This window comes from Stenotrophomonas sp. GD03777 (assembly GCF_029842485.1).
Taxonomy (GTDB): Bacteria; Pseudomonadota; Gammaproteobacteria; order Xanthomonadales; family Xanthomonadaceae; genus Stenotrophomonas; species Stenotrophomonas sepilia.
The window spans coordinates 1-20,662 of sequence record NZ_JAOCGL010000076.1 but is presented as its reverse complement, the minus strand read 5'-3'; the positions used below and the strand labels follow the sequence as shown (position 1 = coordinate 20,662).

Annotated in this window: 16 protein-coding genes and 1 tRNA gene; 8 read left to right on the top strand and 9 right to left on the bottom strand. The window is 67.4% G+C overall.

All coding sequences use genetic code 11. From position 1 onward, the window contains the following. Positions 1-71 precede the first annotated feature (71 nt). From tilS to N5E02_RS15095, 3 genes are read left to right on the top strand one after another with little or no spacing between them, the layout of a single operon-like run. Positions 72-1,358 carry a tRNA lysidine(34) synthetase TilS gene (tilS, locus tag N5E02_RS15105; RefSeq protein WP_162911593.1) on the top strand — a complete coding sequence of 429 codons (1,287 nt, stop codon included), beginning with the start codon at positions 72-74 and terminating at the stop codon, positions 1,356-1,358. A gap of 36 nt (positions 1,359-1,394) precedes the next feature. Next, positions 1,395-1,655, top strand: coding sequence for an exodeoxyribonuclease VII small subunit (locus N5E02_RS15100; protein ID WP_111126999.1), 261 nt, complete (start codon positions 1,395-1,397; stop codon positions 1,653-1,655). Beyond that, positions 1,645-2,523 (top strand): farnesyl diphosphate synthase, encoded by an 879-nt coding sequence (locus tag N5E02_RS15095; protein ID WP_111126997.1) that lies wholly within the window; start codon positions 1,645-1,647, stop codon positions 2,521-2,523. The genes N5E02_RS15100 and N5E02_RS15095 overlap by 11 nt, the downstream gene beginning before the upstream one ends. A gap of 75 nt (positions 2,524-2,598) precedes the next feature. Here N5E02_RS15095 and N5E02_RS15090 read toward each other — a convergent pair whose 3' ends face one another. Beyond that, positions 2,599-2,970, bottom strand: a complete 372-nt coding sequence (locus N5E02_RS15090; protein WP_065179227.1) for a DUF4870 domain-containing protein — start codon at positions 2,968-2,970, stop codon at positions 2,599-2,601. Between the two features lie 87 nt (positions 2,971-3,057). Then, positions 3,058-4,425, bottom strand: a complete 1,368-nt coding sequence (gene pmbA / locus N5E02_RS15085) for a metalloprotease PmbA (RefSeq protein WP_279946439.1) — start codon at positions 4,423-4,425, stop codon at positions 3,058-3,060. A 68-nt stretch (positions 4,426-4,493) separates the two neighbouring features. Between pmbA and yjgA the strand changes: the two genes are divergently transcribed. Further along, the gene (yjgA, locus tag N5E02_RS15080; protein WP_095377645.1) at positions 4,494-5,081 is read left to right on the top strand and encodes a ribosome biogenesis factor YjgA; all 588 of its coding nucleotides are present in this window, start codon (positions 4,494-4,496) and stop codon (positions 5,079-5,081) included. A gap of 41 nt (positions 5,082-5,122) precedes the next feature. On the opposite strand, the gene tldD is transcribed toward yjgA, so the two are convergent. The 4 genes from tldD to N5E02_RS15060 are packed head-to-tail and all read right to left on the bottom strand — an operon-like array spanning position 5,123 to position 12,603. Further along, positions 5,123-6,568 (bottom strand): metalloprotease TldD, encoded by a 1,446-nt coding sequence (tldD, locus tag N5E02_RS15075; protein ID WP_005418077.1) that lies wholly within the window; start codon positions 6,566-6,568, stop codon positions 5,123-5,125. A 58-nt stretch (positions 6,569-6,626) separates the two neighbouring features. Continuing rightward, a complete protein-coding gene (locus N5E02_RS15070; RefSeq protein ID WP_279946438.1) occupies positions 6,627-10,484 on the bottom strand; it encodes a YhdP family protein in 3,858 nt (1,285 codons plus the stop codon). A 30-nt stretch (positions 10,485-10,514) separates the two neighbouring features. Next, positions 10,515-12,002, bottom strand: coding sequence for a ribonuclease G (rng, locus tag N5E02_RS15065; protein ID WP_005418079.1), 1,488 nt, complete (start codon positions 12,000-12,002; stop codon positions 10,515-10,517). Beyond that, entirely contained in the window at positions 11,995-12,603 is a 609-nt protein-coding gene (locus tag N5E02_RS15060) for a Maf family nucleotide pyrophosphatase (RefSeq protein ID WP_065179231.1), read from the bottom strand. Before N5E02_RS15060 ends, rng begins: the two co-directional genes overlap by 8 nt. Before the next feature lie 130 nt (positions 12,604-12,733). Here N5E02_RS15060 and N5E02_RS15055 point away from each other — a divergent pair, with 130 nt between their 5' ends. The 3 genes from N5E02_RS15055 to N5E02_RS15045 all read left to right on the top strand — a co-directional run bounded on the left by N5E02_RS15055 (position 12,734) and on the right by N5E02_RS15045 (position 17,328). After that, complete coding sequence (locus tag N5E02_RS15055; protein ID WP_005418081.1) at positions 12,734-13,471, top strand: SIMPL domain-containing protein; 738 nt, start codon at positions 12,734-12,736, stop codon at positions 13,469-13,471. Positions 13,472-13,686: 215 nt separating this feature from the next. Next, entirely contained in the window at positions 13,687-14,337 is a 651-nt protein-coding gene (locus N5E02_RS15050; protein WP_279946437.1) for an energy transducer TonB, read from the top strand. Positions 14,338-14,532: 195 nt separating this feature from the next. Beyond that, positions 14,533-17,328, top strand: coding sequence for a TonB-dependent receptor (locus tag N5E02_RS15045; protein ID WP_005418098.1), 2,796 nt, complete (start codon positions 14,533-14,535; stop codon positions 17,326-17,328). A gap of 85 nt (positions 17,329-17,413) precedes the next feature. Here the strand turns inward: N5E02_RS15045 and N5E02_RS15040 are convergent, their stop codons facing one another. After that, on the bottom strand, positions 17,414-18,466 hold the full coding sequence (locus N5E02_RS15040; RefSeq protein WP_155760304.1) for a hypothetical protein: 1,053 nt from the start codon (positions 18,464-18,466) through the stop codon (positions 17,414-17,416). Between the two features lie 141 nt (positions 18,467-18,607). On the opposite strand from N5E02_RS15040, the gene arcD reads away from it, so the two are divergent. After that, complete coding sequence (arcD, locus tag N5E02_RS15035; protein WP_279946436.1) at positions 18,608-20,029, top strand: arginine-ornithine antiporter; 1,422 nt, start codon at positions 18,608-18,610, stop codon at positions 20,027-20,029. Positions 20,030-20,130: 101 nt separating this feature from the next. Here arcD and N5E02_RS15030 read toward each other — a convergent pair. After that, a tRNA-Asn gene (locus N5E02_RS15030) sits at positions 20,131-20,207 on the bottom strand. A 22-nt stretch (positions 20,208-20,229) separates the two neighbouring features. After that, the coding region (gene rlmH, locus N5E02_RS15025; protein ID WP_279925054.1) for a 23S rRNA (pseudouridine(1915)-N(3))-methyltransferase RlmH at positions 20,230-20,662 on the bottom strand (433 nt) is incomplete at its 5' end.

The window sequence follows — 20,662 nt, the reverse complement described above, 5'->3', positions numbered from 1 at the left end:
GCTGTTGCTCTGGCTCGTAGCAGGTGCAGGGCGCAGCCCTGCCAAGCAAACCCCACCCTATACTTGCCGCCGTGACTGCCTTCCCTGCCCTCGTTCCGCTGGATGCGCCGCTGCTGGTGGGTTACAGCGGCGGTGTCGACTCGACCGTGCTGCTGCACTGGCTGTGGCGCTGCGCACAGGCCTCCGGCACGGCGCTGCGTGCGGTGCACGTACACCATGGCCTGCAGGCCGATGCGGACGCCTGGGTGCTGCATTGCCAGCAGCAATGCGCGGCACTGGGCATTGAACTGGCCGTGCATCACGTGCAGGTCGACAAGCGCGCGGGCCTCGGCCTTGAAGGCGCGGCGCGGCAGGCACGACGTGCAGCGTTCGCCGCCGAACTGCGCGACGGCGAAACGCTGGCACTGGCGCAGCACCAGGACGATCAGGCCGAGACCTTCCTGCTTCGTGCCCTGCGCGGATCCGGCGTCGATGGCCTTGCCGCGATGTCCGCACACAGCCGCCTTGGCGAACAGCCTCTATGGCGGCCGCTGCTGGCGGTGCCACGCAGCGCACTGCTCGACTACGCGCGACAGCACGCGCTGCGCTGGATCGAAGACCCCAGCAATGGCCACGACCACGCCGATCGCAACTTCCTGCGCCTGCAGGTGCTGCCGTTGCTGCGCCAGCGCTGGCCGCATGCGGCTGCGGCATTGGCGGGCAGCGCAATGCACTGCGGGCAGACCCGTGCTCTGCTGGACGAGGAAGACGCCGAGCTGATCGCGCACCTGGAAGTGGCACCACGCGTGCTTTCGCTGCAGCTGCTGCGCCAGGTGTCACCGGGGCGTGCCGCGCGCGTGCTGCGCGCCTGGGTGATCGGCCACGGTGCCGCCCCACTGCCGGCCACGGTACTGCAGCAGGGTCTGCACGAACTGCTGCCGGCCAGCAACGATCGCCAGGCGCGGCTGCGCTGGCACGAGCATGCCATCCAGCAATGGCGCGAGCACGCCTATCTGCTGCCCGCGCAGCTGCCATCGCTGCCCCGCGGATGGCAGGCCGAATGGGATGGGCGTGCCCCCCTGCCGCTGCCCGATGGTGGCCAACTGCGCCTGCAGGGCGCCGTGGCCTTCGAACGCCCGCTTCAGGTCCGTGCGCGCGTGGGCGGCGAGCGCATCGTGCTGCCCGGTCGCCCGCATTCGCATGCACTGAAGGACTGCCTGCAACGCGAGCACCTGGCCCCCTGGCGGCGCGCCCAGCTGCCGCTGATCTTCGATGGGCCACAGTTGCTCGCTGCCGGCGACGTGGTCATTGCGGCCCCTCTGCAAGCCTGGTTGCAGGCCCAGAATGCTCAGCTGCAGTGGCGTCCCGGCGGCTGGTGAATTGACCCCCGCGCGCAGCCCGTCCACACTTGCCGCATGGCCAAGAAGTCCCCCGAAAACGCCTCCCCGGTCGCCCAGTTCGAGCAGTCGCTCGAATCGCTGGAACAGCTGGTGGAGCAGATGGAAACCGGCGAGCTGAGCCTGGAAGCCTCGCTCAGTGCTTACGAACGCGGCGTCGGTCTGTACCGCCAGTGCCAGCAGGCGCTGGAACGGGCCGAACTGCGCGTGCGCCTGCTCAGCGATCCGGCGCAGCCGGAAGCATCCGAGCCTTTCGATCCGCCCAGCCATGACGGCTGAGGTTCTGTTCGCGCGCTGGCGCGACCGTATCGAAAGCCAGCTCGACGCCGCCCTGCCCTCGCCCGCCGAAGCACCGCAGCGCCTGCACCAGGCCATGCGCTATTCGGTGCTGGGCGGTGGCAAACGCATGCGACCGCTGCTTGTGTACGCCAGTGGTCATCTGTTTGGCGCGCAGCCTGAACACCTTGACGCAGCGGCGATGGCCGTCGAGCTCATCCACGCGTATTCGCTGGTGCACGACGACCTGCCGGCCATGGACGACGACGCGCTGCGCCGCGGCAAGCCGACCACCCACATCGCCTTCGACGAAGCCACCGCGATCCTGGCCGGCGACGCCCTGCAGACCCGTGCCTTCGGCCTGCTGGCCGATGCGCCACTGCCCGCCACGCTGCGCGTGGCCTGCCTGCAGACCCTGGCCCACGCCTCCGGTGCCTCCGGCATGTGCGGCGGCCAGGCGCTGGACATCGATGCCACCGGCCAGCAGCAGACGCTGGCGGCACTGACCCGCATGCACGCGCTGAAAACCGGCGCGCTGATCCGTGCAGCGGTGCGCATGGGAGCGCTGTGCGGCCAGGCCCACGAACCACAGCTGGCCCAGCTGGACGGCTTCGCCGACGCGCTCGGCCTGGCCTTCCAGGTCCGCGATGACATCCTCGATGTCGAAGCCAGTTCCGAACAGCTGGGCAAGACCGCCGGCAAGGACCAGGCGCAGGACAAGAGCACCTTCCCCGCGCTGCTCGGCATGGACGGTGCGAAGGCGCAGCTGCGCGAACTGGCCGCACGCATGCAGGCTACGTTGGCCGGCCATGGCGAAGAGGCCGACGCGCTGCGCGCGCTGGCCACGCTGGCGGTGGAACGCGATCACTGATCGCTGGCGTGATGCTGCCGCCAAACAGGAACGCCCGGCAATGCCGGGCGTTCCTGTTTGCGCGTGCGGCCGGAATTACTTGATCAGGCGCAGCGCGAACGGGTAGCGGTAGGCTTCGCCGTTGTTGGCCTTCACGGCGGCGATGATGCAGAACACCAGGTTCAGGATGCCGACGATCGGCGCCAGGATGCCGCCGATGATCACGATGGTCAGCACGATGCAGATCAGCATCGCGATGGTGATGGTGATCTGGAAGTTCAGCGCTTCCTTGGCCTGGTCTGTCACGAAGGACTTGCTGGCGTCATCCTTGTTGATCAGCCAGATGATCAGCGGGCCGATGAACCAGGTGAAGATGCCCAGCAGGTGCGCGGCCAGCGCCATCGTGCGCTGGTCGGCCGGGGCATTGGTGGTTGCCGGCGGCGGCGGGACGTTATCGAATTCACTCACGACAAAACTCCTTTTCATTGGGTGGTCTTGACCCACCAGCACCAAGCTGGATGCGTCAGGCGGGCATAGCTTACGCCATCGATGCCATCAATCATTACCGGCAATGGTCATCCGCCCCAGCAGGATCGAGCCGGTCCGGATGTGCGAGCGCGGGTCGACGTCGCTGCCGACCGCCTCGATGCTGCTGAACATCTCGCGCAGGTTGCCGGCGATGGTGATGCCGTCCACCGGGTACTGGATCTCGCCGTTCTCGACACGGAAGCCGCCGGCGCCGCGCGAATAGTCGCCGGTCACCCCGTTCACACCTTGCCCCATCAGCTCGGTCACCAGCAGGCCGTCACCCATCTGCCGGGCGATCTCTTCGAGCGAGCCGGCATTGGCCGCCAGCTGCAGGTTGTGCACACCGCCAGCATTGGCGGTGGTCTGCAGGCCCAGCTTGCGCGCCGAATAGCTGCCCAGCACATAGCGCTGCAGCACGCCGTCACGGACCAGCGCCGAAGCACGGGTGGCCACGCCGTCGCCGTCGAAGGCGGCCGAGCGCAGGCCGCGGCGCAGGTGCGGCAGTTCGTCAATCTGCATCCACTCCGGGAACAGGCGCTGGCCGACGCTGTCCAGCAGGAAACTGGCCTGGCGGTACAACGCGCCGCCGGACACTGCCGACAGCAGGTGGCCGACCAGGCTGCGCGCCACTTCCGGGGCGAACAGCACCGGCATGCTGCCAGTGGCCAACGAACGCGGCTGCAGGCGGGCCACGGTGCGCTCGGCGGCGCGGCGGCCGACCAGACCCACGTCTTCCAGGTCCCCCTGCGCCAGCGCGCTGGTATACCAGCCATCGCGCTGCATGCCGTCGCCCTGCCCGGCGATCAGCGCGCAGCCGACCGAATGGTGGGTGCCTCGCTCACGACCGAAGAAGCCATGCGAATTGGCGTACACCGACAGGCTCTGCATGCTCGATACGGAAGCGCCCTCGGAATTGCGGATCTGCGCATCGGCCTCGCGGCCAGCGGCCTCGCAGGCCAGGGCCAGGTCCACCGCCTCATCGGCCTGCAGCGCCCACGGGTGCCAGCCATCCAGGTCCGGGAAGTCGGTGGCCATCAGCGCGGCCTCGGCCAGGCCGGCGGCCGGGTCATCCTCGGTATGCCGGGCAATCGCGCAGGCCTGCTCGACCGTAGCGGCCAGGCTGGCCTCGTTCAGGTCGCCAGTGCTGGCACTGCCCTTGCGCTGCCCGAAATAGACGGTCACGGCGATGCCACGGTCACGCGTGGACTGCACAGTCTCGACCTCGCCGAGGCGGACATTGACCTCCAGGCCCCGGTCCTCGCTGCAGCTGACCTCGGCTTGGCTGGCGCCCAGCGCGCGGGCGCGGTCGAGCAGCTGCTGGGAGAGGTCGGCCAGCCGTTCCAGCCGGGCCAGGCTGTCGTCGCCGACGGCCACTTCAGGGGCGATCACGTTCAATGCTTTATCCTGTACGGGTTGGGCCCGGCATCACGCCGGGCGACTTTTTTTGAAATCAGGTAGGGACGATGCGCGGACGCGACGAAGAAACCGGTGAATTCCACGACAAGAGCCGCAGCCAGAACCGGCGCGATGCACTCGACGTGCTGGCCCTGGGTGAGAAGCTGGTGTCGCTGACCCCGGCCCAGCTGGCGCGCCTGCCGATTCCGGAAGACCTGCTGCCGCACATCGCCGAGTGCAAGCGCATCACCGCCCACATCGCCCACAAGCGCCAACTGGCGTTCCTGGCCAAGCACATGCGCCGCGAAGAAGAGGCCACGCTGGATGCGATCCGCGATGCGCTGGACGCCAACAGCGAAACCGGCCGCCGCGAAGTGGCGATGATGCACCGCGTGGAAGACTGGCGCGACCGCCTGCTGGCCGACGGTGACAAGGCGCTGGCCGCCCTGCTCGATGACTATCCGCAGGCGGACCGCCAGCAGCTGCGCACGCTGGTACGCAACGCGCAGGCCGAAAAGGCGAAGAACAAGCCGCCGCGCGCTTACCGCGAGATCTTCCAGGTGCTGCGCGGCCTGATGCTGCCGGCCGCGCTGGGCCTGAAGGCCGGCGCCGAAGACGCCGACCACATCGGGACCGGCGAAGCCGACGAGGACTGAGTCCGCGCCGGCCCGGGCGGTTGCTGTGGCCATCGCCACGCTCAGGCCTGGGTACCGCCGACGGTGATGCCCTCGATCAACAGCGAGGGCTGGCCGACCCCCACGGGCACGCTCTGCCCGTCCTTGCCGCAGATGCCCACGCCCTCGTCCAGGGCCAGGTCATTGCCGACCATGCGCACCTTCTGCATGGTTTCCGGGCCGTTGCCGATCAGGGTCGCGCCCTTCACCGGCGTGGTGATACGGCCGTCCTCGATCAGGTAGGCCTCGGTGGCCGAGAACACGTACTTGCCACTGGTGATGTCGACCTGGCCACCGCCGAAGTTGACCGCGTACAGGCCCTTCTTCACCGAACGGATCATCTCCTGCGGATCGTGCTCGCCGGCGCGCATGTAGGTGTTGGTCATGCGTGGCATGGTCAGGTGCGCGAACGATTCGCGGCGCCCGTTGCCGGTCGGGGCCATGCCCATCAGCCGCGCATTGAGGCTGTCCTGCATGTAGCCGACCAGGATGCCGTCCTCGATCAGCGTGGTGCACTGGCTGGGGTGGCCTTCATCGTCGATGTTCAACGAACCGCGGCGGCCGTCGAGGGTGCCGTCGTCGACGATGGTCACCCCCGGTGCCGCCACACGCTCGCCGATGCGGCCGGCGTAGACGCTGGTGCCCTTGCGGTTGAAGTCGCCTTCCAGGCCGTGGCCGACCGCTTCGTGCAGCAGCACGCCCGGCCAACCCGGGCCGAGCACCACCGGCATCATGCCGGCCGGCGCCGGCACTGCTTCCAGGTTCACCAGCGCCTGGCGCAGCGCTTCCTGGGCGAGGGCTTCGGGGCGGCCGCTGGCAAACAGGTCTTCGTAGCCATAACGGCCACCGCCACCGGCATAGCCGGACTCGCGACGGCCGTTGTGCTCGACGATCACCTGCACATTCAGGCGTACCAGCGGACGCACATCGGCCGCCAGCACACCGTCGCTGCGGGCGATCAGCACCGTATCGACGCCGCCGGACAGGCTCACCATCACCTGCCTCACGCGCGGGTCGGCGGCACGCAGGTAACCATCCAGGCGCTTGAGCACCTCGACCTTGGCTTCGTTGCCGATACCATCGATCGGGTCCAGCGCCGGGTACAGTGCGCGCGCATTGCCGCGCAGCAGCGATCGCCCGGACTGCGCACCGCCCTCACGCGAGATCGCGCGCGCCGACTGCGCCGCCGCCAGCAGCGCGTCGGCATGGATGTCATCGGAGTACGCAAATCCGGTCTTCTCGCCGGAAATCGCACGTACGCCCACCCCCTGCTCGATGGAATGGGCACCGTCCTTGACGATGCCGTCTTCCACGCTCCAGCTCTCGCGGCGGGCGTGCTGGAAATAAAGGTCGCCGAAGTCGACACCGGGGCCGAGCAACTGGCCGAAGGTGCGCTCAAGGCCAGCGGTATCCAGGCCGCCGGGGCGAAGCAGGCGGTCTTGGGCAAGCGTCAGGGCGATATCAGTCATGGTTTCGATCTGGGGGTGCGGGGGCGCTCAGGCAAGCCCCGTGAACAGGGAACCGCGCTCAGCGCGAGCGCGGCAGGTCGGTGACGGTCGGCGGAATGGCCGGTGCAGACGCCGGCTCGGGCGGTGATGGGGACTTGTCGCGGCTGCGCTCGATCACTTCCACCTTCGGCTCCTTCCATGGACCGGTCACCTTGTAGGTTCGGGCGCCAATCTCGCCCAGCGGCTTGGACAATACCGCATTGGTGGCCGCGCCCAGCGCGGCCCCCACCGGGCCGCCGGCCACCGCACCGACCACGGTCAGCAGGTTGCCCGCGCGCGGGTTGACGTCGATGGTCTGGTCGAACCGCTGGTTGCGCAGGTCGGCCTGGCCACGGATGGTGATGTTGGCCGCCGGGCCTTCGATCAGCACCTTGTCGGTGCGCGCCATGCCCTGGCCGAACTGCATGCTGCCGTCGATCTGGTTGAACGCGAAGCCCTTGGAGAAAAAGTCGCGGAAGTCGAACATCAGGCGCCGCGGCAGCTGCGCGACGCTGAGCAGGCCCAGCACGCGGCCGGCGCCTGGCTCCAGCTCCAGCAGCTGGCCATTGCGCGCGTGCAGGTCGAGGCTGCCCTGCAGGTTGCCCAGCTGGAAGTCCGACGGGCCTCCGCTCCACGAGGCCTGCAACTGCGCCTGGCCGGAACCGCCGCGCAACTGGCCGCCGTAATCAAGATTCTGCATCAACCCACCCAGATCCTCGCTGCGCACCTGTGCGGTCAACTCGGTACGGGCACCACCGGTCCGGCCCAGCCAGCGACCGCTGATGTCGATCTCCTGGTCCGGCGCACGGAAACGCAGCGCATCCACGTTCAGGCCATTGGCCAACGGTCGCGTGCGCAGCACCGCCTGGCCCAGCACCACCTTGCCGAACTTCAGGTCGGCAATGTCCAGCGCGAACGGCGGCAGCTTGGCCGGGTCCATGTCGTTGGCACCGGCCTGTACCCGCGCCGGTGCAACCGGCGCGCCCGGTGCCGCCGGCAGTGACTGCCAGTGCACGCGGTCAAGCTGGCCACTGATCGTGCCACCGTCCGCATTGGGGACAGTCAGGCGTCCGGCCAGCGACGGGCCGTCCAGCCGCACATCCAGTGCCTGTGAGCCCGGGTGCAGCTGCAGCCGGGTCTGCTCGAACACGCCGCCGATCAGCTTCAACTGGCCAACCTGCACGTCCACCGCTCGCAGCGGCATCGCATCGTCGTCCCCGCCACCCCGCGCCAGGCCGATCCACTCCAGCGCATCCAGCGTCGCGCTGCGGCCATTGACCGTCAGCCCGCTCGGCGGCGGCTCACGATCAACATGATCACTGCCCAGCGTGACCTGCACGCCGGTCTGGTTGTTGTGGCTGCGTGCGGCCAGGGCCAGGCGCTGGCCGAAGGCCACATCGATGCGGCCGGCGCCCATCGGCAACTGCGCGGCCACCGTGGTCGCCAGCGCTTCGGCGGCCGGCTTGTCCAGCGGTGCCGGCAGGTCCAGCCGGGTGCCGACCAGGTCCGAACTCAACCGCAGTTCACTCGGCGGCGCGGGCGCCCCCGGGGCCACCTTGGGCAGGTTGACCGCGATGGTCCACGCTGAAGTGCCGGTGATGTAGGGCTTGAGCCAGGTCATTTCCGGTGCGCGGTCGATCAGTACGCCCGCATCAAGATGCGCCGTCAGCTGCGATTCGAAAGCCCGCGTGCTGTCGTGCACGTAGCCACCAGCGCGCAGGCTCAGGCGGCCATCCTGGCCGAGGTGGCGCACCGCCAGTTCCTCAGCGCCGAAGCCGCCATTGCTGTAGCGCGCCTGCCCTCGCATGTTGTCGAAGGCCAGCTGGAAGCGCTTGTCGACCAGCTTCACGCCGGTCAGGTCGACCGTCCCCTGCAGATGACCACCGCCTTCATCGTGGTGCAGCGGCTGCAGCAGATCGAAAGTCACATGCGCCGGACCACTGGCGACCAGGTTGTCCAGCGTATCGCCGTAATCCTTGTGCAACGGGCTCTGGCGCAGCATCGCCAGCAGCTTGCCGGCCTCGCTCGGCGCGTCGGCGCGCACGTACAGCGGCTGATGGCCGAAGTCCGGAATGCCCGCTTCGAATTTCTGTACCGCCACGCCGGCAAGATCACCCCGTCCACGCATGTCGAAGCCAGGGCCGATGAAGGCGATGTCGGCGTCGACCTGGCGCATCAGCGGCCAGTCGTGCTGGAAGCGGATGTCGCCATTGGTGATGTGGCCGGTGGCCTCGAAGCGGCCATCATTGTTGTCGAACGGCCAGTCGTCCAGGTCACCGGTGACCAGGCCGACACCCCCACGCACCTGGCCGCCGGCTAGTGCCATGTCCAGCCAGTCGGTGGCGCCCTTGCTCATCTTGGAGTGGATCCAGAAGCGCTTGGCCGCCGTCATCGGCACGTCGTCCAGCTTCGCGGCCAGCTGCAGCCATGGCCGCGTACCGTCGCCCTGGAACCAGACGCCGCCGCGCACGTCGGCCGCGTAGTCGGTGCCTTCCACGCGCATGGCCGGCGTTCCGATCCGCCAACCGCCGCCCTCGTCGCGCCACCCCACGACCTGTCCGGCCAGATGCAGGTCATGCCGCACGCCAAAGCCGGTCGGCCAATCGAACTGCAGCTGCCGTTGCGGCTGCAGCTGCAGGCTGAAGCCATCGGCATCGCCTTCGAAATGTCCACCCAGGCCGCGCAGGCCCGGAGAATCACCGACGCTGGCAAAGCCCAGTGACTGCAGTTCGCCCTGTGCCCGCAACGGGCCATCGCGTTCGCCGGCCAGCTGCAATCGGCGCACCTCCAGCTGCGGCCTGGACAGGAACAGCCAGCGACGCAGGCCCGGCTCAAGGCGATCACTCAGAGCCAGCGCACGCAGTGCGATGCCGGCCTGCACCGCACCGGCGTTCACCCGCAGCTGCTTGCCGATCTGCAGCTGCAGGCCATCGAGCTGCTGTGCGCCATCTTCGGTCTTCAGGCGCAGGCGCGGCACCTGCAACGCCCAGCCATCGGCCTGGCGCTGCCAGCGCAGGCGGACCTGCAGCCGCTGCAGCTGCAGCTGCGGCGCTGCCACGCCGGGCATCGGTGCACCGTCGACGCGCACGTCCCGCAGGTCCGAATCGGTGGTCAGCGCGACCGGCGCGAAATCACGCAGGGTCAGCCACAGGTTCAGCTCGCCCTTGCCCTCGCGCAGGCGCACGCCGCCGGCCGCCAGCAAGGGCGACCAGGCATGGAAATCGACCGGGTCGGCACCCAGCCAGGCCTGGCCGTTGCCGCGCATGCGGTCCACGTCCAGTACCGCGGTCAGCGGCAGCGCTTCGGCCTGCGCCCAGGCGCGTACACCCACGCGCAGGCGATCGCCATTGACCCGCATGCGCAGGTCGATGCGCGGCAGCGTGGTGTCGATGCCGATCCCCGGCGCGTGCACGCCCAGACGGCCGCCGATCACCTGCAGCTCGCCGAGCCGGCGCAACGCATCCAGCGGATCCCCCCCGTTGTCGGATTGCGGCAACCCGCGCACCGACCAGCGTCCGTCTTCGCCCTGCTGCAGGTCCAGGGCCAGGCCACGCAGGCGCAATTCGGTCAGCGAGCGCCCGGGCAGCAGCCCGCTGTACATCGATACCAGCACCTCGGCCTCGCCGATCGCCAGGCCCTGTCCGGCGCCGATGCGCAGGCCCTTCAGCTGCAGCAGCGGGCCACGACGGGTCCAGGCCGTCTGCAGCTGCTCGAAACGCACCGGCTGGCCGGCCCGCTCACTCAGCCAGGCGGCGATCCTGTCGGGATGACGCTCGGCCAGCGGCAGCAGCTGGCTGAAGGTACCCACCAGCAGTGCAAGCCCGACCAGGCCCACCGCACAGGCGGCAATGAAATGACGGCGGATCCTTCGCAGTCGCAGGCGCGGCGGCGCGCTCATCGGCCACCGCCGGCCTGCAGCCGGCGAGGATCAGAGCAGAACGACATCGAATTGCTCCTGCAGGTACTGCTCATCCGCCTGGAAGCGGATGCTCTTGCCGAGAAACTCTTCCAGCTCGGCCACCGCCGAGGATTCCTCATCGGTGATGCGCGCGACCACCTTGGTCGATGCGATCACCAGCAGGCGCGCGGCATCGAACTGGCGCACGGCACGGGTGATCTCGCGGAAGATCTCGTAGGTCACCGTCTCGGTGGTCTTGATGCTGCCGCGGCCACTGCACTGCGGGCAGGTCTCCGACAGCTGGCGCTCCAGGCTTTCCACCGTGCGCTTGCGGGTCATCTCCACCAGGCCCAGCGGCGAGAAGTCGTACACCGTGGTCTTGGCATGGTCGCGGGCCAGCGCCTTTTCCAGCGTGCGCAGCACCTGACGGCGATGCTCTGCATCATCCATATCGATGAAGTCGATGATGATGATGCCGCCCAGGTTGCGCAGCCGCAGCTGACGCGCCACTGCCTGCGCCGCTTCCAGGTTGGTGCGGAACACCGTCTCTTCCAGGTTGCGCTGGCCGAGGAACGAGCCGGTATTGACGTCGATGGTGGTCATCGCCTCGGTCTGGTCGATCACCAGGTAGCCACCGGATTTGAGCGGCACCTGCTTGTCCAGCGCGCGGCCGATCTCGTCTTCCACGCCGAACATGTCGAAGATCGGGCGGTCGCCGGAATACAGCTCCAGCTTTTCGGCCAGCACCGGCATGTACTTGGCGACGAAGGCCTGCAGCTGGCCGAAGGTCTCCTTCGAGTCCACCTTCACCTTGTCCACGTCCTTGCGGATCAGGTCACGCACGGACCGCAGCGGCAGGCTCAGGTCTTCATAGATGATGCTGCACGACGGCGCTTCGCGGCCGCGGCGCTCGACCACGTTCCACACGCGCGACAGGTAGGCGATGTCCTCGGCGATGGCCTCGGCCGGCTGCCCTTCGGCGTTGGTCCGCACGATGTAACCGTAGCCACCATGCTGCGCCGACAGTTCGGTCACCAGCGCCTTCAGGCGGGCGCGCTCGGTTTCGTCCTCGATGCGCGCCGACACGCCCACTACCTTGGACTGCGGCAGCAGCACCATGTAGCGCGAGGGAATGCTGATCTGCGTGGTCAGGCGGGCGCCCTTGGTGCCGATCGGGTCCTTCACCACCTGCACCACGATGTCCTGGCCGTCACGCAGCAGCTCGACGATCGGCACGCTGGCCGGCGGCGGCAGGGTGGTGTTCTCGGTGTCGGCGCTGGCCACCGGTGCCGGGCGCACCACGTCGTTGGCGTGCAGGAACGCGGCGCGCTCCAGGCCGACTTCGACGAAGGCGGCCTGCATGCCGGGCATGACCCGCTGCACCTTGCCCTTGTAGATGTTGCCGACCACGCCACGGCGCCAACCGCGCTCGATGTGCAGTTCCTGCAGCATGCCGTTTTCGATCACCGCGACCCGGGTCTCGCGCGGGGTCACATTGACCAGGATTTCCTCAGACATCGGCAGCCTCCCTGGCGGCATCGGCAGTGGGGACCGGCACGCCACAGCGCGCCAGCAGACGATCGGTATGCAGCAGCGGCAGCCCCATCACGCCGGAGTAGCTGCCGGAAAGATGTTCGATCCAGCGTTCGGCCCCGCCCTGGATGGCGTAGGCACCGGCCTTGTCCAGCGGCTCGCCGGTGGCGACATAGGCGGCGATGTCGGCGGCGTCGATCGGGGCGAAGGTCACTTCGGAAATGACCAGCTCGCTGTCCAGGCCGCCCGCACCGACCACCACCACGGCGGTCATCACCTGGTGGGTGCGCCCGGCCAGCCGCGCCAGCATCGCCCGCGCGTCAGCGGCATCGACCGGCTTGCCGAAGACCTCGCCATCCAGCACGACCTCGGTATCCGAACCAAGCACCCGCGCCTGCGGGTCGTCGGCCAGCACCCGGGCCAGCCCGGCGCGCGCCTTGTCGGCGGCGACCCGGCATACATACTGTTCGGCGCTTTCAGTGGCCGCGCGCTGCTCGACGACCTCCAGGTCAAGGGCCTGGAAGGGGCGTCCGAGTCGGGCCAGCAGCTGGTTGCGTCGGGGGGAGCGGGAAGCAAGATAGAGCATCGGCACAGCATAACCTGAGGCCGCCACCTGAATCGTCGGCAACCCGTTACGGAACGCGTACAACCCCGATCAGGCTCACAGCGCGTTCATCGCTACGACACCACCCTCACCGGCACAACAAGGAGATCCCATGCGCCTGACCGCCACCCCGCTGCTGCTTGCCCTGTCCCTCGCCCTTGGAACCTCGATGACTGCTCATGCCGCTCCGTCGTCGCCGTCGATCGCCGCCGCGGCCGAAGGCACCCTGCTGAACATCTCGGCCAATGCCGAGGCCACCCGCGTGCCGGACGTCGCCACCCTGTCGGCCGGTGTGGTCACCCAGGCAGCCGACGGCAACAGCGCCATGCGCCAGAACGCCCAGCAGATGGACAAGGTACTGGCCGCGATCAAGGCCGCCGGCATCGCCGAGCGCGACGTGCAGACCAGCGGCGTCAGCCTCAACCCGCAGTACCGCTATGCCGACAATGAGGCACCGAAGATCACCGGCTACCAGGCCAGCAACACGGTCAGCCTGAAGGTCCGCGACATCGCCAAGCTCGGCAAGGTGCTCGACGCGCTGGCCGCGCAGGGTGCCAACCAGATCAACGGTCCGCAGTTTGAGATCGACCAGCCCGAACCGGTCTATGACGAAGCCCGCCTGGCCGCCCTGAAGAAGGCCCAGGCCCGCGCCCAGACCTATGCCAGGTCACTGGGCCTGCAGGTGCGCCGCATCGTCAGCATTTCCGAGAACAGCAACGGCGGTTTCCGCCCGATGCCGATGATGCGCACCATGGCCGCCGGCGCGGCGATGGACAAGGCCACCCCGGTCGCACCGGGTGAATCGACCGTCTCGGTCAACCTGGACGTGGTGTTCGAACTGGGCCGCTGATCGCGCCCGGCACGGCCGACACAGGCGGGTCCCGCAGGGGCCCGCCTTTTTCGTGTATTCCGGCGGCGTTGGCTGAAGGCCAGCCCAACGCGCATGCCCCTGCCTCTAGGCAGTGGCCGCCATGCCGCGCTACTGATGAACTGCCAGCCGCGTGCGGCAACCCCGCCACGGACCCTGGTGCGTTGAGGACTTCGTCACTGGCATGGAGGTGGATCATGGTTCGTACCTATCCCGTTGCATCCCCGCACTTCGACCCCGCCCGCGTCGCCGCCTGGAGTGCAGCGATCGCCCTGCACCTGCTGGCCTTCCTGTTGCTGCTCATCCCTGCGACCTACCAGGCCGTGCACGCCCCGCGTGAAAAGACTCCGGTGCGGCTGATCGAGAAGATCCCGCCACCGCCGACGCCGCCGGCTCCGGTCCCGCCAAAAGAGATCGTCCAGGTGGTACCGAAGCCCCGGACGCAGCCGGTGGTACCGCCACTGCCCGCACCCACCGCGACCGTGGAAGAGACCCAGGGCATCGCATTGCCGGCCGCCGAACCGGCTCCGCCGCAGCTGGCGCCCAGCATCGACACTTCCACCCCGTTGGCCGGCGCCCAGCTGCAGTACCGCAGCGCTCCGCCGCCGACCTATCCGATCCAGTCCCTGCGCAACCACGAACAGGGCACGGTGCTGTTGCGGGTGGACGTGGACACCCGTGGCCAGCCGGTCGCGGTCAGCGTCGAGCGCAGCAGCGGCTCGCGCAACCTGGACCAGGCCGCCCGCCAGCAGGTGCTCAAGCACTGGCGCTTCGAGCCTGCCCAGCGTGACGGCGTGGCGGTTCCGGCCATCGGCATGGTGCCGGTGCAGTTCTCGCTGCCGGACTGAGCGTCCCACCGGCCCGGCCTTGCGCCGGGCCGGCCACTGCCACTGCCCGGCAAATGCGGACATGCCAGGGGCAAGCGTTACTGATTAAGCAAAAATTCACGACTTCGTCACCTGCTGGAAACCTAGATTGGCGCGTCCCGGTATCGATCCGGCGACAGCCCTCAACGCTACGGTTTTCCAGTTAGGAGAGAAGCTGTGAAACACCCGATCCAACGGCCCGCCAGCCGCCGCCGCACCACCCTGGCATCGTCCATCACCCACATCCTCACCGGCGGCGCCCTGCTGCTGGCCGGCGCCGTCGCTTCCTCCTCCGCCTTCGCGCAGGAGAAAGCCACCAACCTCGACCGCATCACGGTCACCGGCTCCAACATCCCCCGCACCAACACCGAGACGCCGTCCCCGGTGCAGGTGGTGAGCCGCCAGGAGATCGACCGCAGTGGCAAGGCCACGCTGGCCGAGTACCTGCAGACGATCACCGCCGATGGCGCCGGCTCCATTCCCAAGACCTTCGGCAACGGCTTCGCCGGTGGCGGCGCCGGCATCTCGCTGCGCGGCCTCGGTGCGGGCTCGACGCTGGTGCTGTTGAATGGCCGCCGCATGGCGACCTACGGCCTGGCCGACGACGGCCAGAAGGTGTTCACCGACCTCAGCACCATTCCGCTCGATGCCGTCGAGCGCGTGGAAGTGCTCAAGGACGGCGCATCGGCGATCTACGGCTCCGATGCCATCGCCGGCGTGGTGAACATCATTCTGCGCAGCGACTTCGAAGGTGCGATCCTGCGTGCGTCCTACGGCCTGTCCGGTGACAGCGACGGCGATACCAAGAAGGCCACCCTGACCGCCGGTACCGGCGACCTGTCCAAGGATGGCTGGAACGCATTCTTCAGCCTGGATGTCGGCAAGTCCGACGCGATCAAGATCAGCGACCGCAAGAACCGCAAGTGGATCGGTACCGGCGACACGCGCCAGTGGGGCTATGACGCTACCGACGCACAGTTCCTCGGCGGCGCCTACCTCAGCGGCCGTACCAACGGCGGCGTTGGCCCGAACGGCTCGGTGTTCAACAATGATGCGCCGTCGCCGCATCTGGTCGCCCTGCCGGGCTGCGCCAACCTGAGCTCCATTCCGGGCCAGACCGAGGCCTCTTCGGCGGCCCAGGGCTGCCTGTGGGATCCGGCCCAGCAGTTCCGTGACCTGACCCCCGAAGAGAAGTACATCAACGTATTCGGCCGTGCGAGCTTCGCCTTCGGTGAAGGCGGCGAGGTCTACACCGAGATCGGCTACTCGAAGAAGGAAACCATCTTCAGCAATACCCCGTCGGGTGTTTCCGGCGGCTGGGGCTTCCCCGGCGGCCCGAAGAACGCCAGCAGCGGTGACGGCGCGACGATGCTCTATGCCGGCCATCCGGACAACCCGCTGCCGTATGCGGCGCGCCTGCGCTACAGCGCGTGGGACGTCGGCCCGCGCGTGACCAACAATACCAACGAGTTCAACCGCTTCCTGGTCGGCGTCAAGGGCAACTGGGGCGACTGGAGCTATGACACCGCCTACCTGCATTCGGGCACCGACCTGGTCAACAAGCGCACCGGCTTCCTGCGTTACAGCTCGGTGCTGTGCGCGCTGGGCAATCCGAACTGCGCCGGTGGTACCTGGCGCATCGGCGACAACGCCAACCTGAACTCGCAGGCACTGTACGACTACATCTCGCCGACCATCAGCGCGCGTGCCAAGTCGAGCCTGGACATGTTCGACTTCACCGTGTCGCGCAGCCTGGCCGACCTCAAGGGGGGGCCGCTGGGCCTGGCGATCGGTACCGAGTGGCGCAAGACCAGCAACAGCCTGACCCCGCAGACCTACACCGACCAGGGTGACATCATCGGCCTGGGCTATTCGGCCTACGACGGCACCCAGAACGTGTACGCCGGCTACGTCGAACTGTCGGCACCAGTGCTGGAACAGCTGGAACTGTCCGGCGCCGTGCGTTACGACAAGTACGAAAGCGGTGAAGGCAAGGCCACGCCGAAGCTGGGCGTGAAGTGGACCCCGGCCGACTGGATCGCACTGCGCGCCAGCTACGCCGAAGGCTTCCGTGCGCCGAACCCGGCCGAGAACGGTGACGGTGGCCTGGCCGCTTTCTCCAACGCACGTGATCCGGTGCGTTGCGCCATCGATGCCGACGAGTGCACACCGCGCTCGATCGCGATCATCACCCGCCCGAACAAGGACCTGAAGCCGGAAGAGTCCAAGAGCTACTCGGTGGGCCTGGTGCTGCAGCCGACCTCGACCACCTCGATGACCGTCGATGCCTGGCAGATCAAGCGCACCAACGAGATCGTGCAGGGCAACACCGCAGCGGCCATTCTGGCCGGCAACGTGCTGCGTGACTCCAACAACATCGGTGGCGTGCCCAACTCGGGCAGCATCCTGGCCGTCAACACCGGCTACGTGAACGCCAGTTCGTCGCGAGTCCGCGGTATCGACACCGATATCCGCCAGACCTTCGATATCGGCCCGGGCCAGCTCGAACTGGACCTGCAGTGGAGCCACATCCTGAAGTTCGAGCGCACCGAAGGCGATGAGACCGTCGACTATGCCGGCACGCACGGCAACTGCGACGTGACCAACTGCATCGGTACGCCGAAGGACAAGATCAACTTCGGCACCACCTGGAAGCAGGGTGCGTGGAGCGTGAGCGGTGTTGCCAACTACATCAGCAAGATGGACAACACCGACAAGCGTGGCGGCGACTACCAGGCGTTCTACGAGGATGGCACGCCGGTGACGAAGATCTCTTCGTTCACCACCTTCGACCTGTCCGGCCGCTGGAACATCACCGACGCCTTCGAGCTCAATGCCTCGGTGGCCAACGTGTTCGACCGCATCGCACCGCTCGATCCGACCACCTACGGCGGCGTGAACTACAACCCGATGCACTTCTCCGGTGCACTGGGCCGTTACTTCACCGTGGGCGCCAAGTACACGTTCAAGTAATCCTGCAGCAGCGTCACCTGCAAAGGCCCGGGCCAACACCCGGGCTTTTGCTTTTTCAATGCCACCCGGCACTGTGGAGCCAGCGTCAGCCGAACAACCATAGCCAGACCATCAAGCAGATCAGCAGAACCGCGGCGGCGGTGAGGCCCCAGAAGCAACATTGGTACAGACGCCGTTCGGCGACCTCCGAATTGAGATCATCACGAGCGGACTGCAGCCCCTTCTGCAACGTCACCTTCTCCTTCCTCAGATCAGCAGCGACCCTCTGTACGCCGGCAAGCAGCTCCTCGCTCTGCTTCAGCTGGGCAGCTAGCCTGCCGTGGCTCTCTTCCAGTGCAAGACTGCGTGCACTCGCCCCTGCCACCTCGGACTGCAGCAGGGCTTCCCGCTCGCTCAACACCTGCAGTTCCTCTTGCTGGCTGCGCACCAGCGCCTCCAGATAATCGTTGCTGCTGGGATTGCTGAGGACCATCGCCTGCAGGAATCCACGCTCGCTTTCCAGCAAGCGCTTGATCCTGTCGAGGTATCGAGCTTCCTCCACATCACTGGTTTCGTCCTCGGGAATGGTGTAGCCGTAGATCGGCACCCTGCCGATATCCACTTCGATCACTGCAATGCCCAGTTGCCGGAGGCCATCCTGTTTTGCAGCATCCACAGCATGTGATCGCCTGACCTCAAGCAGGAACTTCCCGTCCCACTTGGAACCCAGATCATCTTCGCTGGTGAACTCGACATACAGATCTGCCCGATAATCCCCCCTTCCCGGCACCTGCCACTCCTGCTCCACCCGGGAGATCGAGATTCTCGATTCACGCCAGCGACGAGGCCCTTTTCCGGTAGGAAGCGAAAGAACCAGCTGCACATGGTCCAGCCGACTGAAAGCCTCCTTGAACAACAGATGCTGCAGCGATTCGCCTCCCGCTGCCGCTCCGCCCTTCACGCCGTCGATATATGCGAAGTACCACGACCGCCCCTTCATCACGTGCTTCACTGGGCGACGATGACCTGCACGATGCGTTGAGAAATAGCGATCTCCCGTGGGTTCTCCACCATAATCCCTGTTGCGACGGTGGCCCACGGCCTGCGCTGTAACGTACTCGGTTCCATCGGGAGTGAGAAAGGCCCGCGATTTGGTCATGGGGTGCGCGCTCATAAAGGGAAGCCCACTATGCCAACCTTCCATCGCACTCGATGAGATGGATAAGATCGATGACGCGAATGCAACTGCTGCCCCCCCCCGGCCGAAAGGCCGATGGGATGACCGCAAGGGAACCAAAGCATGCCCTCGTCCAACCAACGTCTCGGCCTGCCCGCGTTGACTGCACTGGTAGTCGGCTCGATGGTCGGCGCCGGCATCTTCTCATTGCCGCAGAACGTTGCCCGCAGTGCCGGCCCGGCCGCCGCGATGATCGGCTGGGCGCTGAGCGGTGCGGGCATGCTGATGCTGGCCTTAGTGTTCCAGGCCCTGGCCAACCGCCGTCCGGACCTGGACACCGGCATCTACGCATATGCACGCGAAGGCTTCGGCAACTACATCGGCTTCTCCGCGGCGTGGGGCTACTGGGTCGCTTCGGTACTGGGCAATGCCAGCTTCTTCGTGCTGATCTTCAGCGGCCTGGGCCATTTCATGCCGGTGTTCGGCGAAGGCAACACGCCAGCCGCCGTGGCCGCTTCGTCCGTACTGTTGTGGACCGTCCACCTGCTGGTGATGCGCGGCCTGCGCACGGCAGCCATCGTCAACGGCCTGGTGACGGTGGCCAAGCTGCTGCCCATCGCACTGTTCCTGGTGCTGGCCGCCGGCGCGTTCCGCATGGAGGTGTTCCGCGCCGACTTCTTCGGCACGCCTGCGCTCGGCGACCTCGGCCAGCAACTGCGCGGCATGATGCTGGTCACCGTGTGGGTGTTCATCGGCATCGAAGGCGCCAGCATCTATTCGCGGCGTGCCGCGCGCCGTGCCGACGTCGGCCGTGCCACGGTGATAGGTTTCCTGGGGGTCTGGCTGCTGCTGGTCCTGGTCAGCCTGCTGTCGATGGGCGTGCTGTCGCAGGCCGAACTGGCCGGGCTGCCCAACCCGTCGATGGCCTACGTGCTGCGCGCCATCGTCGGCGAATGGGGCGCGACGGTGATCATCGCCGGTTCGATCATTTCGGTGCTGGGCGCGCTGCTGGCCTGGGTGCTGCTGTGTGCCGAAGTGCTGTATGCCGCCGCTGGCGACGGCACGATGCCCGCCTTCCTGGGACGCGAGAATGCGCGTGGCGTGCCGGCCAATGCATTGTGGTTGAGCAACGGGCTGATCCAGCTGTTCCTGCTGCTGGTGCTGTTCAATGCGGGCAGCTACACCGGCCTGGTGCTGCTGGCCGCATCGATGAGCCTGGTGCCCTACTTCCTGTCCACCGCGTTCGGCGTGCAACTGGCCTGGCGCGGGCAGTCCTACGCGGGTGAGCCACGCGAGCGCTGGCGCGATTTCGTCGTCGCGCTGCTGGCCAGCGCCTACGCGCTGTGGCTGGTGTATGCCGGCGGCCTGAACAACCTGCTGCTGTCGGTGCTGCTGTACGTGCCCGGCGTTGTTCTGTTTGCGCAGACCCGGCGCCAGCGCGGCGAGCCGGTTTTCACGCGCTGGGAGTGGGCGCTGTTCGGCGCGATCCTGGCAGTAGCGATCGCCACGCTGGCAGCGTTCTGGAAGGGCCGGATCACGCTGTAGCGCCGAGCGCGTGCCCGGCTTGGAGGATGCAGCCGAGCATGGGCTCGCCGCCACAACACGGCAAAAAAAAACCTGCATCTCGCGATGCAGGTTTTGCAAGGTGGCGCCCGAAGTTGGACTCGAACCAACGACCCCCTGATTAACAGTCAAGTGCTCTAACCGGCTGAGCTATTCGGGCAGACGACTAGTATAACCACTCTTCACGCGCGATGGTAGGGGTGATTGGCAATCATTGCGGCAGCCCGATACAGCTGCTCGGCCACCACCAGACGCACCAGCATGTGCGGCAGCGTCAGCGGTCCGATCGACCACTTTTCGTCGGCCAGCGCGGAGACCTCTGGCGAATGCCCTTCCGGGCCACCGATCAGGAACGCCAGGTCCCGGCCCTGCCCGCGCCAATGCTCCAGGCGCTGCGCCAGCTGCTCGGAACTCAACTGCCGCCCCGGCACGTCCAGTGCCACCACGTAAGCGTTCTTCGGCAGCGCGGCGATGACCCGCTTGCCTTCATCCTCGGTGGCACGGCGCGGATCGCGCCCCTTGCCGCGCAGGCCGGGTTCGATTTCCACCAGCTCGAACGGCAGCCAATGCGACAGCCGCTTCTGGTATTCGGCGAACCCCTGCGCGACCCAGCTG